This window comes from Prosthecobacter sp., assembly GCF_044222345.1.
In the GTDB taxonomy this organism is placed as follows: Bacteria; Verrucomicrobiota; Verrucomicrobiia; order Verrucomicrobiales; family Verrucomicrobiaceae; genus Prosthecobacter.
Genome location: NZ_JBGANL010000083.1, coordinates 1 through 15917 on the forward strand (window position 1 = coordinate 1; position 15917 = coordinate 15917).

Consider the following 15917-nt stretch of genomic DNA (forward strand, 5'->3'; position numbering starts at 1 on the left):
TCACCCCCACCTCCACCTCACAGATCTCCACATTCTTCATCTCCGCCTTCAGCACCGCGATGGCCTCATCCGGCACCGACGTCAGATTGCCCCCGAAGTCCACCACCTTGATCACACTCTGCGAGTACTTCACCGCCCGCATCGATGCCGACGGCACGAACCGCGCAAAAAAGTAGCTCGGAAACAGCGCCTCCACGAACCACACCTTCCCCCGCCGCGTGTTCTTCTGAAAGCGAATGCGCGGGCAGTACGTCTCCACCCCCTCCAGACCCGCCATCAAACCCGCCGCGATGTGCTCACACTTCGGACGCGTGTGCACCACATACCAGGCAGCGATGTTCTCTTTTTTTTCTTTCATGAGTGAATGATCATTCACACTGCCCCCGCACAACGCCGAGGCAACCACAATCCAAGCTTCAGCACGAACAGCAGCCAAACATCAGCCCCTCCCGCAATCCCGCGTCCCTTCAGTCCCTTCGGCCCTTCCGATCAGCGCTCCTTCAGCATCCCCCTTTTTTTTCTCCCTCTTTTTGGCGCCTTTTTGCGGCCATTCAATTCTGGGTTCCCTCGCATCCAACAACGCGTTTGCTTCCCCGTCCCCCCTGCGCCACCTATCCCACCCGTTTTCCTCCGCATGTTCGCCGATCTCTACGACTACCTCTACCATCTGGCCCCCACCGGCGGCATCCCGCTCAAAGGCACCGGCATCGTCGTCGCGCTCGCGCTGATCCTCTCCCACGGCTGGGCCCTCAAAAACACCGCCAAAACCCAGGCCTTCCTCAAAGCCTTCCCCCGCACCTACTCCTGGGGCGTCATCCTCCTCACCATCGACTTCCTCTGGGCCGAGTTCGCCCTCGTCAACATGGACATGGGTGAGTTCTTCAACATGCGCGACAAGTTCATGATGATCGTCGCCGGCGGTTACGTCGCCGTCCTCATCTACGTGAAGGAATTCCTCGCCGTCCGCGCCCTCGGCTCCCTCCTCCTCCTCATCGCTGGCCCCGTCCTCACCGCCGCCTTCCTGCAGCCCCAGACCAGCCGCCTCCTCCTCCCCATCCTCGCCTACGCCTGGATCATCATCGGCATGTTCTTCATCGGCATGCCCTTCCTCATGCGCGACTGGGTGAACACCCTCATCTCCAAACCGCAGCGCTGGAATCTCGCCGTCTACGGCGGCATCGCCTACGGCATCGTGCTGCTCGCCGCCGCCGTCCTCTTCTACTGATCCAGGCATCACCGACTGACCGTCCTCAAATGATGACTTTGAACACGAATACCCGAGTTCAGAATTCCTAAAAATTCGCGGATATTCGCGGTCATTCGCGGTCATTCGCGTTGTGAATCCTGAGTCTGACCTCGGTCCCAACGTTTAAATCAGCGCCACCCATGAAGCCCCAGCCCCGTGTCCTCGTCATCCGTGGCGGCGCGATCGGCGACTTCATCCTCACCCTCCCGGCCCTTCGCCTCCTGCGCGAAACCATCCCCGGCTGCCATCTCGAAGTCATCGGCTATCCCGCCATCGCCGAACTCGCCCGCACCGCCGGACTCGCCGACTCCATCCGCAGCCTCGAGCACCGCACCATGGCCCCGCTGTTCGCCAAAACAGCCCCCATCGACGAATCCCTCGTCGAGCACCTCCGCAGCTTCAACCTCGTCGTCTCCTTCCTCTACGACCCCGACGGCCTCTTCCGCGCCAGCATGGAACGCGTCGGCGTCAAAACCCTCATCGAGTGCTCCCCCCTCGTTAAGTCCGAAGGCCCCCACGCCTCCTGCCAGCTCGCCCAAGGCCTCGAAAAGCTCGCCATGTTCCTCGAAGACGAGCACCTCCACCGCGCCCACTTCCAGCGCCCTCCCAATATCCAGCGCCGCATTGCCATCCACGTCGGCAGCGGTTCCGAAAAGAAAAACTGGCCTCTCGACCGCTGGCTCCAAGTCGCCGATGCATTTCCCACCGATGAAGTCATCTTCATCACCGGCGAAGCCGAGCAAGCGCGCGGCATCCAGCCCACCGGTCGTCCCATCTGGCATGCCCTCCCCCTGACCGAACTCGCCACCCGCCTCAGCACCTGCACCGCCTTCCTCGGTCATGACAGCGGCATCTCCCACCTCGCCGCCGCATGCGGAGTCCCCTCCCTCCTCCTGTTCGGCCCCACCGACCCCGCCATTTGGTCACCCCCTCAGCCCTGGGTGCAGTTTTTGCGGAATCCGACACACCAGTTGTCCGATTTGTCCCTCGACGAAGTGAAATTGGCCGCCGCGCAAGTTGTTGCAAAATAGTAACGTGTTAACTTCATCAAAAATCATGTCTGACGCACCTCACACCGCCCGCATCAAAGCCTTCCTCATCCTCGGCGCACCCGGAAGCGGCAAGGGGACGCAAGGCAAGGTATTGGGCAGCATCCCACGCTTCCACCACCTCGCCTGCGGCGATGTCTTCCGCTCCCTCGACACCCGCACAGCCATCGGCCAGAAATTCGTCGAATACTCCAGCCGTGGCGAACTCGTCCCTGACGATGTGACCGTCGAACTTTGGCACGCCAACCTCAAGCAACGCATTGATTCTCATCAGTTTAAACCCGAGATCGATTTCCTGATTCTCGACGGCATCCCTCGCAATGTCGAGCAGGCCAAGTTCATGGAGCCCCACATCGAAGTCCTCAAAGTTTTCCATCTCTCCTGCCCCGACCGCACCGAACTCGCCCGCCGCCTCCGCAAACGCGCCCTCAAGGACAACCGCTTCGACGACGCCAACGAAACCGTCATCCAGCAGCGCTTCGCCACCTACGAAGCCGAAACCAAACCCATCCTCGACTACTACGGCCCCGACCGCGTTTTCGGCATCGATGCCAGCCAGGCCCCTGCCAAGGTGCTCTACGACATCATCGGTGGCGTCATGCAGCTCGATGCGTGGAAAGAATTGGAAAAGATGAAGGTCTAGTCGCAAAACGATGCGAGTTCTTTTCATCGGCACCGGCGACATCGGCCTCCCCTCGCTGGAGTGGCTGCTCAGCACGCCGAAGCACACCGTCGTCGGAGTCGTCACCCAGCCCGACAAACCCGTGGGCCGCAAGCAGGTGCTGACGCCGCCCCAGATCAAGGTGCGCGCCCTTGCAGCAGGACTCACCGTCCTGCAGCCTCTGAAAATCCGCCATGCCGTGGAGGAACTGAAAGCCTTCAATGCCGACGTCGCGGTCGTCATCGCCTACGGTCAGATTTTATCGCGTGCCGTGCTGGACGTGCCCCCTCTCGGCTGCCTGAACGTACACACCTCGCTGCTGCCCCGCCATCGGGGTGCCGCGCCAATTCAGGCTGCCATCCGCGACGGCGACACTGAAACGGGTGTCACGATCATGTTCATGGATGAAGGTCTCGACACTGGCGACATCCTTCTCATGCATCGTCTTGCCATCGCTTGCGATGAAACGGGCGGCAGCCTGCATGACAAGCTCGCGCAGCGGGCTCCTGCCGCGCTCGAAGAAGCGCTGGATCTTCTAGCCGAGGGAAATCCACCGCGGGAAAAGCAGGATGAATCCAAGGTCACCCACGTCCGCAAACTGACCCGTCAGGACGGCCGCCTCGACTGGACGCGTCCAGCCGTCGAACTCGACCGTCTTGTTCGCGCCTTCACCCCTTGGCCCGGAACTTCCTGCCTGCTCAAGGACGCGCAGATGAAGATTCACCGCGCGCAGGTCATCGCCAATGCGGATGCTTGTCCTGCACCGGGGACGATTGTGAGCGCCAATGCTGACGGTATTTTGGTAAGCTGTGGCAACGGACTGCTCAATTTGACGGAGGTCCAAATAGAAGGCGGCAGACGCTTGTCTGCCGCCGACTTTCTGCGCGGACACCCGCTGCAGGCGGGCGATGTGTTGCACTGAGCTGCTTATTCCTGCAGGAAGACGAAGACGCCCTTCTTGTTGCCGATGACGACGTCCATTTTGCCGTCCTTGTTGACGTCTCCTGGAGTCACCTGGGTGCCGACGCCGCTGTTGTCGTCGATCTGATGAGGGATGAATTTGGCTTCCTTGCCTTCGCGTTTGATTTCGAACCAGTAGAGCACGGGCGCTGCATTCGGCTCATCGTCCTTCAGGGGACCGTGGGCCCAGCGGCGCTTGCCGGTGACGACGTCCAGGATGCCGTCACCATTCATGTCGGCGAGCTGCATGGCGTGAAGCTGGCTGAATTTCACGCCCGCCGGGCTGTCTTCGACGGTGGCCCCCATGAGCTTGTGCTCAGCGAAGGTGCCGTCGGCTTTCTGTTCAAACCAGCCGAAGCCGTAGCCGTGGGCGTCGTAGCTGCTGATCACATCGTTGCGACCGTCAGCGTTCACATCGTAAACGAGGATGAAGGAGCCGCCGCGACCGCCTGCCACGGTAAAGAGCTGAGGATGAAAGACCCAGTCGCTGTCGGCTTTGGTGTCTGCAGGCTGTTCGCGCCAGCCTTCTTTGTCGAGGATGTCAGGGCGGCCGTCGCCATTCACATCGCCCACGCCATAGCCATGGGTGTAGCGGAAGTATTTTTTGTCGTTCTCCGGTGACTTGGGAGTGATGGGGCGGAAGCGGGCTTTGCCGAAGGGATTGGACCAGTCGATCTCGGCATAACCAAGCTGACCACCGGTGTGGCAGATGAGCTCAGGTTTGCCGTCGCCGTTCACGTCTTTGAAATCGGGGGATTCGTTGTCGGTGACGTCGAAGATGGTGTGGCGCTTCCATTCACCGCCTTTGTTCTGCGGATTTTCGAAAACCCATGTCTCCTTGCCCGGCCAGGAATAGGCCATGATGTCGCTCCAGCCGTCGCCGTTGAAGTCATAGCTGTAGGTCAGGAAGAAATCGCTGTAGCCTTTGGCGGGGTCGTAGGGTTCTTTTTCGAACTTGGGGGCGAATTCGATGCGTTCCTTGAATTCAGGGCCTTTCCAGATGAAGCGGCCGGAGCAGATGTCGTTCTGGCCATCATGGTCAAAGTCTCCGAAGTGTGCGCCCTCGGCCACAAACTCCTCGGTGAGCGTGAACTTTTTGAACTTCAAATCGGCTGCGCAGAGAGGCAGCGCGAGCAGGAGGGCAGGGATGAGCAGTTTGGTCATGGTGAGTGGAATGGAACAGAGTTGGAGGGAGTGATCTTGCAGGTAGGGGGCCTCAGCCGAGAAACTTCCCGGGGTTCAGAATGCCGTTGGGGTCCAGCGCGGCCTTGATGCGCAGGTGGGCTTCATGCGCGGCGGGGGAGACGGCATCACGCCACCAGCGCTTTTTAGCGACGCCGATGCCATGTTCGCCAGTGATGGCACCGTTCCAGGCGATGACCTGGTGGAAGAGCTGGTCGAGGGCTATTTCGGCGCGTTCGCGGATCGCGGGTTCGTCCATGGTGGGGACCATGATGTTGACGTGGATGTTGCCGTCACCTGCATGGCCGAAGCAGGCGACGGGGAAGCCGTGTTCTGTCTGCAGCTTTTCCGCGAAATCGACGAGGTCCACAAGGCGGCCACGGGGGACGACGATGTCTTCGTTGAGTTTGATGAGGCCGGTGTTGCGGAGGCTGTAGCTGAATTCACGGCGCAGTTTCCAGAAGGCTTCGCAGGCTTCGTCGCCCATGGCTGTGTTCAGGCAGATGCTGCCGAGGCTTTGCACGAGTTTGGCGAGTTGATCGATCTCGCCTTTGACGGAGTCGGGCTGGCCGTCGATTTCGACGAGTAAGTGGGCGTCGCCTTCCGGGGTGACGGAGGCACCGAGATATTCGCGGGCGGCACGCAGGGTGAATTTGTCGGCGATTTCGAGGGCGCTGGGGAGGAACCCACTGCCGAGGATGCGCTGCACGGCATTCGCTGCTTCGGCGAAGGAGTTGAAGCCAGCGGAAAGCATCGCGCGCATGGGCGGGTGCGGGATGAGGCGCAGGGTGGCCTCCGTGACGACACCGAGCATGCCTTCGCTGCCGACCATGAGGCCGACGAGGTCGAAGCCTGTTTTGTTTTTGTGGCAGCGGCCGCCCGCTTTCACGATGGAGCCGTCTGCCAGCACGGCTTCCAAACCGAGGACGTAATGGCGCGTGACGCCGTATTTCAAGCAACGCGGGCCGCCTGCATTGGTGGCGATGTTGCCGCCGAGGCTGCACTCCTTGAGTGAAGCCGGGTCCGGGGGATAGAACCAGCCCAGCTTGCGCACTTCGTTTTGCAGATGGCCGGTGATGACGCCGGGCTCGATCACGGCCACGCCGTCTGCGAGGGTGATCTCCTTGATTTTGTTCATGCGCGCGACTGACAGCGCGATGCCACCCTGCAGCGGCACGCAGCCGCCGACATAGCCCACGCGTGAACCCTGGGGTGTGACGGGAATCTTGTTTGCGTTGGCAAAGCGCAGCACCTCGGAGATTTCGGCGGTGGATTCGGCATGCACGACGACGTCAGGCGGGTTTGAGGCGAACCATTTGTCCGTGCTGTGCGTGGCGATGTCGGTTTGCGTGATGGAAACGCGGTCAGGACCGAGAAGGGAGGTGAGTTGATCGGCGAGGGAGGCCATGCGCATTCTTGGGGCTGGATGCCTGTCCTTGCAACTTCATGCCCTGCGTCTAATTTGACGGCATGCAGCCCAGACCTGTCGTCAACGTCGAAGAATTCATCGGCAAGACTGTGGGGCGGCGTGTGCCGCCGCGCGATCCTCTTCGAGTCAGTGACAGCAACAAAGCTGGTGCCATTGCCTGGCGGAAGGCATTTCCTTACAGGCATGCTCCGAGGGGCGTGTATCGCTTTAATTCTCACGAGGAGGCTCATGCATGGATGATGACGAACACGGGACGCACGAAAGTGTGACTCACGAAGGGGCGGAATCGCGGCAACCAACAGTGGAGGATCTGCTGGACCTCTGCCGCGAACTCAACAGTCAGGGAGCCAAATATCTGATTGTTGGTGGCTTTGCCATACGCGGTGCCGGCTACATTCGCGAGACAGGCGATGTAGATGTCATCATCGATACGACTCCAGAAAATGAAGCGAAGGTTTTCAAGGCATTGGAAATCCTGCCTGACAAGGCAGTGCTGCACCTGGAACCTGGAGAGGTTGAGAAATACACCGTGGTGCGAGTTGCGGATGAAATCATTATAGACCTGATGAAATCCGCCTCCGGCATTGACTACGAGGAGGCTTCGAAAGACGTGGTCATCCGTACAGTGCAAAACGTGCCGATTCCCTTTGCCTCACCAAGACTGCTGTGGCGCATGAAGAAGAACACACATCGTGAGAAGGATGCGGCGGATCTGTTGTTTTTACGGCAGCAGTATCCGGAAGTGACCCAGGATTGAAATGCCTCCGCTGATTGAAGTGACCCATCCACGCGGCATTTATCTGCCGGAGGCGGATTTGTGGCTGGATCCGCATTTTGGGAAGGAGCGGGCGTTTGTTTCGCATGCGCACAGCGACCATGTGGCGCGGCATGGGCTGACGATTTGTTCGGAGATCACGCATCAGCTCATGGTGGTGCGGAAATCGGTGAAAAAAGCGGGGAAGGTGGTGACTCCAGCGATGCGGGAGGTGTTTGAATGGGAGGGCTGGGAGATGCGGCTGCTGCCGGCGGGGCACATCACGGGTTCGGCGATGCTGCATCTGACGCGCAAGGCGGATGGAGCCACGCTGCTGTACACCGGTGACTACAAGCTGCGGCAGGGGCTGAGCGCGGAGCGCTGCGAACTGATGCAGGCGGACACGCTGATCATGGAGACGACGTTTGGACTGCCGAAGTATCGGTTTCCTGCGGCTGACGATGTGATCGCGCAGATGCTGGCGTTTGTGCGGGATACGCTGCGTGATGGCGGCATCCCGGTGCTGCAGGGGTATTCGCTGGGCAAGGCGCAGGAAATTCTTTGTGCGCTGGGAGATGAGGGACTGCCGGTGATGGTGCACCCCAGTGTGGCGCAGATCACGGAGGTGCTGGCACCGCATCTGGGGAAACTGCCGCAGTGGCGGCTGTTCAAGGCCGACGAGGCCGCAGGGCATGTGCTGGTGTTTCCGCCGGGATCAAAACTCGGGCTGCCCAAAATGCGGACGGCGATGCTGTCGGGCTGGGCGATTCAGCCGAGCGCCAAATATCGGTATGGTGTCGATCTGGCGCTGCCGCTGAGTGATCATGCGGACCATCCTGAACTGCATGAAACGATTGAGCAGGTGAAACCCCGGCGCATCTACCTGGTGCATGGTTCGACGCGTGAATTTGCGGCGGAGCTGCGCCTGCGCGGGCATGATGCGCGGGCGCTGGGGGCGGAGGATCAACTGGAGCTGAATCTGTCAGCTCACTGATTCGATTTTCTGCCTGCGGGCGAAGAAGACGCGCGCGCTTTCCATGACACCGTAGGCGGTTTCCTGGGGCGTGAGCTCGGCGGTTTTGATGCGCAGGTCGGCGAGGCTTTTGTAGAGCGGTTTGCGCTCGTTCAGCAGGCGTTCGAGCTTGGCCTTGGGGTTTTCCTCGCCATTGAGCAGCGGGCGGTTGGTGTTCATCGCCGTGCGTCGGGCGAGGCGCTCTGGATCGGCGTCCAGCCAGACGATGTAGCCGAGATGACGGAGGATGGCCAGATTGCGCGGCTGGGTGACGATGCCACCGCCGGTGGCGATGACGCAGCCGCGTTTGCCGAGCAGGGAACGGAGGGCGGCGGATTCATGCTGGCGGAATGCGGCCTCGCCTTCGGTGGCAAAAATCTCCGGGATGCTTTTCCCGACGGTGTCGGCGATGAGGTGATCGGTGTCGACGATCTGGAAGCCGATCATCTGCGCGACGATGCGGCCGACGGTGGTTTTGCCCGAACCCATGAGGCCGATCAGCAGAATGTTGGGCTGGCGGGAAGGGGGAGTTTCGCCGGAGGTTTGAACGAGATCGAGGATGGAGGAGGCGAGGTCGGGATCGTCACGCAGGGCATCGAAATAGCTGGCGTAGCGCGGCGCCCAGCCGGTGGCATGCAGCTTGGTGTTGGAGACGCGCTTGTGGCTCCAGCCGCGTTTGCGATTGGGATCAGGCTCGCGTGTGCCGGGTACTTTGACACCAAAGATGGAGCACAAACGCTCCACACACTGGCGCTGCGTCATCTGGGCATCGTCGACGATGTTGTAAATGCCGGTCAGTCGTTGCGTGACGAGGTGAACGAGAGCGCTGGCAGCATCATCGGCGTGGATTTGATTGAGGATGCGACCCTGCCCGTGATTGCCTTCGATGGCGGCCTTTCCTTCGAGCAGGTTCTTCAAAACAAAGGAACGTCCCGGGCCGTAGATGCCGGCGAGCCGGGCGACCGCGCCCTTGGCATTGAGGGCGATGTTCTCGGCTTCGCGCAGCAGGCGGCCGGTGTCGCGATCCGGGTCGGCAAAGCTGGTTTCGTCGATGGTTTCGCCGTTTACCTGGGGATAAACGCTGGTGCTGCTGGTGTAGAGCGGAAAAGCGGCGGGGAAGGCCTGGGTGAGATGGCGCATGCCATCGACATAGACGGACTGGTACATCTCTGCTCCGCCACGGCTCGAACTGGCGCAATGGATGACGGTGTCAATGCTGCTGGCGCTGAGCCTGGCAGCGAGTGCGAGGACATCGGCACTGTTTGAAATGTCGCAAGACTCTGTGCGCCAGGGCTTGACCGTGGCGAGGCGTGCGGCGGATTCTGGCGAGTGCGTCAGGCCGATGACCTCATGCCCGGCGGCATGCAGGAGATCGGCGACGCGCTCGCCCACGAATCCACATCCTGCGATGAGCACTTTCATGGCTGGCGGTGTTTTTGGTAGTAGGCGACGACGCCTTTGACGACTCCCTGCACGTAGTCCTCGATGGCGCTGGATTGCAGCCGCCCTGCGATGAGGGTGCGGCCAAGGAAATGACCGCGCAGCAGGCGGTGGTAAGTCTCCTCATTGTTCATGACGTAGGGTTCGAGGTAGACGACGGGGCAGTCATAGAGGCGGTTGGCCAGCAGATTGCGTGCATAAACGTATGAGTTCGAGCCGATGCGCCGGGCATTGGGCGTGGTGTAAACGTAGGCTGGCAGGCCGGTGGCCAGCCGCATGCCATTGGCGACGGCTTCGGCCAGCGGCAGCTCTTCCTGATGAACGCGGGAGAAGAGACGGCGGAACATTTCGAAGCGCACGTCCTGCTGCTCGAGTTCGAGAGGGGAGTAGCAGCCGTTCACGAGCACATGCATGTGATTCATGGGCGAGAACTGCGGGGCGGTGGCATCGCCCCAGGCTTCGGCATTGAAGTGCAGGCAGAGCACCACGTCAGGCTTGATGGTGGCGTTGACCTTCTCGCCACGCGCATGGATTTCGCTCACACGGTAAAAGAGCTTTTCGCTCTGCCACTGCACGGTGAGGATTTTCGCATCTCCGGTGACACCGGTGTAATTTTCCTGGGGCAGCGGAAAGCCGGCATCGACAAGGAGTTGACGGGCCTGGATGACGAAGTCGGAGGGGCGCTGGGGTGTCACAGGTTCGGCACGGTCGCGCACGAGGGAGACATAGGCACCGAGAGCTTTGAGACGTTCCGCGAGCACTTGCGCGGTGGTGAGGGTGAGATCCCCCTCCTGAATGGATTCGCCAGGGGCGAAGCTGAGCATGCGCTCTTCCATCCGAGCATAAGCGCCGCCGATATGACCGGGGTCGATGGCGATGTGGATGTCGCTGAGCAAGGGGCGGCCTTTGAGCGGGGGCATTTCAGCCGCCGCCCTCCAGGTGCGGGTGCCTGGCAGCGGTGCTTCGGAGCGGGAGGCAAAGGCGATGCGTGCTTCCGGTTTGAGGGGATCTCCCGTCTTGATGACGACGCCGTCGGTTTCCAGACTCCATGGTGGAGGGAAGGGGGAACCATCGGAATAGACATCCCGCATGGCGGCTTCGAATTCGCTGCGGGTGAGGGTTTGATGAAAGGACTGCAGCTTGAGCCAGTCGGGCTTGGAGCCGAGGGGGCTCAGGCGGTCCAGACGTGCAGGAGGAGGGGGCGGAGCGGGCTGTGCTGGAGCAGCGGGTGTGATCGCAGGGGCAGAAGGGGGCGCTGCAGGAGCGGGGCTGCCAGGGGCAGGAGGGGGCACTGCCGACGCGGGGCCTGGTGTCACCTGGGCGGGCGTCAAAGGGGCCGCAGGGGTGGGTGCGGGCACAATCGTCTGCGTCATGCCCGGCGTCACCATCGCGGACGCGAGCATGACCGGCAGCGAGCAGCGGCGCAGCATTCGGTTCATCATCATAAAGTGCATCCTAGACTTGATCCCCGCCTTCATCATCTACTATGTAGCGCCACAATGAATGACAACACGGCTGACAGCGCGGATGGACTCTTCCGACTCCTATTTTTGGGTGATGTAGTGGGTGAGCCGGGGCGCAAGGCGGTGGGGCTGCTGCTGCCTGTGCTGAAGGAGGAGCTGAAGCTCGACTTCATCGTGGTGAACGGAGAAAACTCTGCCGGAGGACGGGGCATCACGCCGAAGATCGCCATCAGCCTCATGCGTGCCGGTGCTGCCGTGGTGACCAGCGGCGACCATATCTGGGACCAGCGGGAGATCGTGCCATATCTGGCGGATGAGCCGCGCATGCTGCGCCCGATCAACTATCCCGAGGGCACACCGGGCAACGGCTTTGTGGTGCTGGAATCGAAGAAGTGCAAAGTGGCGGTGGTGAACCTGCAGGGGCGCACGTTCATGAACCAGCAGCTCGACAATCCTTTCCCGGCCATCGCCGCTCTGGTGGAAAAGTTGCGCGAGGAAACGCCCGTCATTTTTGTGGATTTCCATGCCGAGGCCACGAGCGAGAAAGTCGCGATGGGCTGGCATTTGGATGGCAAGGTTTCCGCCGTCGTGGGCACGCACACCCATGTTCCCACGGCTGACGAGCGCGTGCTGCCGAAGGGCACCGCCTTTCAATGTGATGCCGGCATGTGCGGGCCGATGGACAGCGTGATCGGCAGCCAGGTCGAGCCGGTGCTGGAACGCTTTCACACGATGATGCCCACGCGCTTTGGCGTGGGGAGTGGTCCGGTGCGGGTGAATGGGGCGCTGATCACGATTGATCCCGCCACGGGCAAGGCGCTCAGCATTGAGCGGGTGGCGCGGACGTGGCATGAGTGAGGTCACTTCAGCTTCGCCAGTGCTTCCAAGGCGAGCTTTTTGGCTCCTGCTGACTTGAACTTGTCGCCTGCGGCGGCGGTGAAGTCGGTGCGGGCATTGTCGGTGTTTCCCAGAGCCAGGTAGGCACGACCGCGATTGTAGAGGATGTAGGAATCGTCAGGCGTGAGCGGGAGGGCGGCGTTGTAGACTTCGAGGGCTTCATCTGCACGGCCGAGGAGCAGGAGGGCATCGCCACGGCGATTCAGGGCCTTGGCGGTGAAGGGGATCTTCTTTTCATGATCCGGCGGCAGGCAGTCGCGCAGGGCGTGGAGGATGAACTCGCAGGTGGTGGCGGCAGATTCGACTTTGGGAGATGCGGGGGTGGCTTCCTTGAGGTCTTCCTTCACCTGATCCAGCAGCGTTTCGAGGGGCAGAGAGGCATAATCACCGGGGCCTTTGGACTTCGAGATTTGCTGCAAGGCCTCAACGCATTCACGGGCTTTGCCTGCGTTGGCGAGTTTTGCGACCTCCTTCAGAGTGGGCAGTGCGGGCGGAGTGACTGACCGTGGCGGAGAGGGGGCGGACTCGACTGGAGCGGCTGGAGCCGGAAGCGATGCCACCATGGGGGCTGCGGAGGGAGCCGGGCCGGCGAGGAAGATGTCATCGCCGACGAGGCGTGAGTATTCCGCTGGAATCTGGCCGCCATTGGAGCGCTCAAGCACACCGGCGCGGGTGCGTTTGAAGACCTGCTCAACCGTCAAGCCGGGGGTGCGCAGGTTTTTGAGGAGTTCTTCGGTGTAAAGGCCGTTCGTGCCATCGCCATCGAGTGCGGTTTGTCCGGCATCGGTGGCAAAGGCGATGAGGGATCCGGCGGGTGGTTTCATCTCGCTGAGACCGCCGGGGCTGGTGGCATCGCGGGTGCGTCCGGTGCGTGCGACGGCGGTGGTGCGGCAGGCGTCGAGAATGACGAGATTGCAGAGTGCGCCGGAGGATTTCATGTCGGCCACGGCCTGCTCGACATTGAAGAGTTTGGTTTCTGCCAGCAGGCGCAGCGTTACGTCGTCGGCTCCTGCGGAGGTGTAGCCGGATTTGATGGGTAGGAGGTAGTTTGAGCCTGCGACGGAGATGCCATGGCCTGCGTAATAGAAGAGGCCGACTTCGGCACCGGTCAAAGTGGCGCGGAACTCGACGACGGCGCGCAGCAGTTGATCGCGCGTGACGTCGTGTTTTTCGATCACTGCGAAGCCGAGATCGCGCAGGGTTTTGGCCACGGCCTTGGCATCGTTGCCGGTGTTGCGCAGCGGACCCACGGCGGCTTCGTACTTCGCATTGCCAATGACAAGGGCGGTGCGTGCAGAGGGCTTGGCTGGCGCGGCATGCGTGCGCAGGGCGAAGGCGGCCAGCAGCAGGAAGCCAGCGAGGCGGAGGCGGGAGGGCATGGACGCATTCTGCAATCGAGAACGGGCAGGTCAACCTCATGGACGGGCGCAATCGGTTGACCCGGCGCGGAGACCCCGCATCATCCGCCCGATGAAGTGTGCCCTCCCCGCCCTGATGCTCGTTCTCATGAGCTGCAACGCCACCTTGAAGCCTGATGCTGCCTCTGTGCCGCTGATTCCAGGAGATCCGGCGGCGCCTTCGCAGGTCACGCCAGATGAGGCGATGGCGATTGCGCAGCGGTTTGCCAATCATTCATGGCGGCCGTTTGCGCGGAACATTCTGCACGGGAAAGACAAGGCGGGGGTGCTCGTCAACACGCCGGATGTGACGCATGAACCGCAGCAGGACCGCAAGGGCTGGTGGGTCCCGGGAGAGGTGAACAGCGGGGTGCCGTACAAGTGGGGTGGGTTTGATGATCCGGCGTCGTTTGATCAAGCCATCGCGAATGGCAGTGCAGGAGGGGATGTGTCATCGCCGGAAAAACGCAGGGCCGACAATGCCGCGGTGAGCGCCCAGGCGGCGGGTGTGGACTGCTCGGGCTTTGTATCACGCTGCTTGAAGCTGCCGAGCGTGCATGACACCAGCCGGCTGCCTGCTGTATGCACCCCGCTGGCCAGCGCGCAGGAACTGCAGCCCGGGGATGTGCTGAACATTCCGCATCGGCATGTGATTCTTTGCGCCGGATGGTATGATCCGCAGCACACCTGGATCTACTACTATGAAACGGGCGGTGCGCCGGACTACTGGAAGCCCGGCCTCAAGCAGGCGCCGCTGGATGCGCTGCTGGCGCTGGGCTACAAGCCGTTGCGCTACAAGGGCATGGCGCATGAGCTGGTGCCCGGCGGCAAGCAGCCGAAGGAGGTGCTGACGCGGGCGGTGAAAGCGAGCGCGATTGTGGTGGAGAATCCTACCGTGGGAGAGCCGTGATGGAATATGTGAGGTGTTGACGTTGAGTCAGGCCGCGTGGCAGCATGCGCGCTTTCCCAACCCGACCATGGAATCCACCCTCCGTCCCTCTCGCACGCGCTATGGCGTGATCGTCTTTGCCGTGATGCTCGGCATCATTCATTACATCGACCGGGTGTGCATTTCGAAGGCGCGGCCGTTTATTCAGCAGGATCTGGGGTTTGATGACACGCAGATGGGCTATGTGTTTTCTGCCTTCACGCTGGCGTATGCGCTGTTTGAGATTCCTGGCGGATGGCTGGGGGACAAATGGGGGCCTAGACGGGTGCTGCTGCGTGTGGTGATGTTCTGGAGCGTGTTTACGGCGGCGACGGGTTATGCGTGGAATCTGGCGTCGATGACGGTGTGCCGGTTTTTGTTTGGCGCTGGTGAGGCGGGCGGTTTTCCGAACATTGCGAAGATGTTCAGCGTGTGGCTGCCGGAGCGTGAGCATGGAGTGGCGCAGGGCATCACATGGATGGCGGCGCGCTGGGGCGGAGCCTTCACGCCGCTGCTGGTGGTGTGGGTGCTGGGCTATGTCAGCTGGCGGAACACCTTCGTGCTTTTTGCCGGGCTGGGCGTGGTCTGGGCGATCTGTTTTTACGTGTGGTTCCGGGACAACCCGAAGGACCACAAGGGAGTGAATGCGGCGGAATGCGAACTGCTGGAGGAAGCGCAAAAAAATCTGAGCGGCGGGCACGCCTCGATTCCCTGGAAGCGGCTGTTCACCACCAAATCGGTGCTGCTGCTGTGGGTGTATTACTTCTGCATCAGCTACGTGTGGTACTTTTACATCACGTGGATGCCGAAGTACATGGAGCTGGAGCTGAAGATGGACATGAAGGACACATGGACTTCGATCTTGAACGGCCTGCCGCTGTTTCTGGGAGGCATCGGCTGCTTCATCGGCGGAGTCGTGGCGCGGCGTATGTCGGCGAAGTCAGACAGTTTGAGCCGGGCGCGGCGCACGATCGGCGTGCTGGGCATGCTGGCGGCGGGCGGGATGATCATCCTGGCCACGACCCTGAACAATCCCACGTATGCGATGCTGGCGCTGGGCTTCTCAGGCTTCTTCAATGATCTGTCCATGCCGGGTGCCTGGGGTGCGTGCATGGAGGTGGGCGGCAAGCTCGCGGGATCGGTCTCCGGCAGCATGAACATGATCGGCAACCTCGGTGGAGCGCTCGGTGGGGTGGCGGTGCCGTGGCTGATGAACCTGACGAACCAAAGCTGGGACAAGGTGATGTATGTGGCTGCGGCCACCTACCTGCTGGCGGCACTGTGCTGGATGTTCATCGACAGTGATGAACGGCTGGAGGAGAACTGAGGGCACTTAAGCTCACGGAGAGAACGGCTTTGCGGGCAAGAGTGCCAATAGTGTTCGGCACAGTGTTTGAGGGGGCGCAATGTGTCAAAAACGTTGCTGTACCTTTGAGCGAAGGGTGGCATGAAGTTGCTGATGGCTGCAGCCCGAGTCCCCGCATCCAAGATTGAAGCCG

General features: G+C 61.4%; 15 protein-coding genes. 9 read left to right on the plus strand and 6 right to left on the minus strand.

What is annotated here, in order from left to right; genetic code table 11:
• The coding region (locus ACILSL_RS25010) for a transcription termination/antitermination NusG family protein (protein ID WP_395734805.1) at nucleotides 1–358 on the minus strand (358 nt) is incomplete at its 3' end.
• Between the two features lie 276 nt (nucleotides 359–634).
• Between ACILSL_RS25010 and ACILSL_RS25015 the strand changes: the two genes are divergently transcribed.
• The 4 genes from ACILSL_RS25015 to fmt all read left to right on the plus strand — a co-directional run bounded on the left by ACILSL_RS25015 (nucleotide 635) and on the right by fmt (nucleotide 3878).
• Nucleotides 635–1225 (plus strand): hypothetical protein, encoded by a 591-nt coding sequence (locus tag ACILSL_RS25015; RefSeq protein WP_395734806.1) that lies wholly within the window; start codon nucleotides 635–637, stop codon nucleotides 1223–1225.
• Nucleotides 1226–1386: 161 nt separating this feature from the next.
• On the plus strand, nucleotides 1387–2277 hold the full coding sequence (locus tag ACILSL_RS25020) for a glycosyltransferase family 9 protein (protein WP_395734807.1): 891 nt from the start codon (nucleotides 1387–1389) through the stop codon (nucleotides 2275–2277).
• Nucleotides 2278–2302: 25 nt separating this feature from the next.
• On the plus strand, nucleotides 2303–2938 hold the full coding sequence (locus tag ACILSL_RS25025) for an adenylate kinase family protein (RefSeq protein ID WP_395734808.1): 636 nt from the start codon (nucleotides 2303–2305) through the stop codon (nucleotides 2936–2938).
• A 10-nt stretch (nucleotides 2939–2948) separates the two neighbouring features.
• The gene (gene fmt, locus ACILSL_RS25030; protein ID WP_395734809.1) at nucleotides 2949–3878 is read left to right on the plus strand and encodes a methionyl-tRNA formyltransferase; all 930 of its coding nucleotides are present in this window, start codon (nucleotides 2949–2951) and stop codon (nucleotides 3876–3878) included.
• Nucleotides 3879–3883: 5 nt separating this feature from the next.
• Here fmt and ACILSL_RS25035 read toward each other — a convergent pair whose 3' ends face one another.
• Nucleotides 3884–5080, minus strand: coding sequence for an FG-GAP repeat domain-containing protein (locus tag ACILSL_RS25035; protein ID WP_395734810.1), 1197 nt, complete (start codon nucleotides 5078–5080; stop codon nucleotides 3884–3886).
• A gap of 52 nt (nucleotides 5081–5132) precedes the next feature.
• Nucleotides 5133–6506, minus strand: coding sequence for an FAD-binding oxidoreductase (locus ACILSL_RS25040; protein WP_395734811.1), 1374 nt, complete (start codon nucleotides 6504–6506; stop codon nucleotides 5133–5135).
• Between the two features lie 253 nt (nucleotides 6507–6759).
• Here ACILSL_RS25040 and ACILSL_RS25045 point away from each other — a divergent pair, with 253 nt between their 5' ends.
• Both ACILSL_RS25045 and ACILSL_RS25050 read left to right on the plus strand, forming a co-directional pair.
• Nucleotides 6760–7284 (plus strand): hypothetical protein, encoded by a 525-nt coding sequence (locus ACILSL_RS25045; RefSeq protein ID WP_395734812.1) that lies wholly within the window; start codon nucleotides 6760–6762, stop codon nucleotides 7282–7284.
• A gap of 1 nt (nucleotide 7285) precedes the next feature.
• Complete coding sequence (locus ACILSL_RS25050; protein WP_395734813.1) at nucleotides 7286–8275, plus strand: MBL fold metallo-hydrolase RNA specificity domain-containing protein; 990 nt, start codon at nucleotides 7286–7288, stop codon at nucleotides 8273–8275.
• Here ACILSL_RS25050 and ACILSL_RS25055 read toward each other — a convergent pair.
• On the minus strand, nucleotides 8264–9790 hold the full coding sequence (locus ACILSL_RS25055; protein ID WP_395734819.1) for a shikimate kinase: 1527 nt from the start codon (nucleotides 9788–9790) through the stop codon (nucleotides 8264–8266). The two genes, ACILSL_RS25050 and ACILSL_RS25055, sit on opposite strands and share 12 nt — an antisense overlap.
• Nucleotides 9712–11178: a hypothetical protein gene (locus ACILSL_RS25060; protein ID WP_395734814.1), complete on the minus strand. Its 1467-nt coding sequence runs from the start codon at nucleotides 11176–11178 to the stop codon at nucleotides 9712–9714. Before ACILSL_RS25060 ends, ACILSL_RS25055 begins: the two co-directional genes overlap by 79 nt.
• Before the next feature lie 54 nt (nucleotides 11179–11232).
• On the opposite strand from ACILSL_RS25060, the gene ACILSL_RS25065 reads away from it, so the two are divergent.
• Nucleotides 11233–12054, plus strand: coding sequence for a TIGR00282 family metallophosphoesterase (locus ACILSL_RS25065; RefSeq protein ID WP_395734815.1), 822 nt, complete (start codon nucleotides 11233–11235; stop codon nucleotides 12052–12054).
• Nucleotides 12055–12056: 2 nt separating this feature from the next.
• Here the strand turns inward: ACILSL_RS25065 and ACILSL_RS25070 are convergent, their stop codons facing one another.
• A complete protein-coding gene (locus tag ACILSL_RS25070; protein ID WP_395734816.1) occupies nucleotides 12057–13472 on the minus strand; it encodes a caspase family protein in 1416 nt (471 codons plus the stop codon).
• 91 nt (nucleotides 13473–13563) lie between these two features.
• On the opposite strand from ACILSL_RS25070, the gene ACILSL_RS25075 reads away from it, so the two are divergent.
• Together ACILSL_RS25075 and ACILSL_RS25080 are read left to right on the plus strand one after the other, a co-directional pair.
• Nucleotides 13564–14400, plus strand: coding sequence for a hypothetical protein (locus ACILSL_RS25075; RefSeq protein ID WP_395734817.1), 837 nt, complete (start codon nucleotides 13564–13566; stop codon nucleotides 14398–14400).
• Between the two features lie 67 nt (nucleotides 14401–14467).
• Nucleotides 14468–15745 (plus strand): MFS transporter, encoded by a 1278-nt coding sequence (locus ACILSL_RS25080; protein WP_395734818.1) that lies wholly within the window; start codon nucleotides 14468–14470, stop codon nucleotides 15743–15745.
• Nucleotides 15746–15917 lie beyond the last annotated feature (172 nt).

Coding starts and splice junctions, on each gene's coding strand:
- ACILSL_RS25035 (WP_395734810.1), bottom strand. CDS start 5,080: ATGACCAAACTGCTCATCCCTGCCCTCCTGCTCGCGCTGCCTCTCTGC.
- ACILSL_RS25015 (WP_395734806.1), top strand. CDS start 635: ATGTTCGCCGATCTCTACGACTACCTCTACCATCTGGCCCCCACCGGC.
- ACILSL_RS25025 (WP_395734808.1), top strand. CDS start 2,303: ATGTCTGACGCACCTCACACCGCCCGCATCAAAGCCTTCCTCATCCTC.
- ACILSL_RS25075 (WP_395734817.1), top strand. CDS start 13,564: ATGAAGTGTGCCCTCCCCGCCCTGATGCTCGTTCTCATGAGCTGCAAC.
- ACILSL_RS25080 (WP_395734818.1), top strand. CDS start 14,468: ATGGAATCCACCCTCCGTCCCTCTCGCACGCGCTATGGCGTGATCGTC.
- ACILSL_RS25070 (WP_395734816.1), bottom strand. CDS start 13,472: ATGCCCTCCCGCCTCCGCCTCGCTGGCTTCCTGCTGCTGGCCGCCTTC.
- ACILSL_RS25040 (WP_395734811.1), bottom strand. CDS start 6,506: ATGGCCTCCCTCGCCGATCAACTCACCTCCCTTCTCGGTCCTGACCGC.
- ACILSL_RS25065 (WP_395734815.1), top strand. CDS start 11,233: ATGAATGACAACACGGCTGACAGCGCGGATGGACTCTTCCGACTCCTA.
- ACILSL_RS25045 (WP_395734812.1), top strand. CDS start 6,760: ATGGATGATGACGAACACGGGACGCACGAAAGTGTGACTCACGAAGGG.
- ACILSL_RS25050 (WP_395734813.1), top strand. CDS start 7,286: ATGCCTCCGCTGATTGAAGTGACCCATCCACGCGGCATTTATCTGCCG.
- ACILSL_RS25020 (WP_395734807.1), top strand. CDS start 1,387: ATGAAGCCCCAGCCCCGTGTCCTCGTCATCCGTGGCGGCGCGATCGGC.
- ACILSL_RS25060 (WP_395734814.1), bottom strand. CDS start 11,178: ATGATGATGAACCGAATGCTGCGCCGCTGCTCGCTGCCGGTCATGCTC.
- fmt (WP_395734809.1), top strand. CDS start 2,949: ATGCGAGTTCTTTTCATCGGCACCGGCGACATCGGCCTCCCCTCGCTG.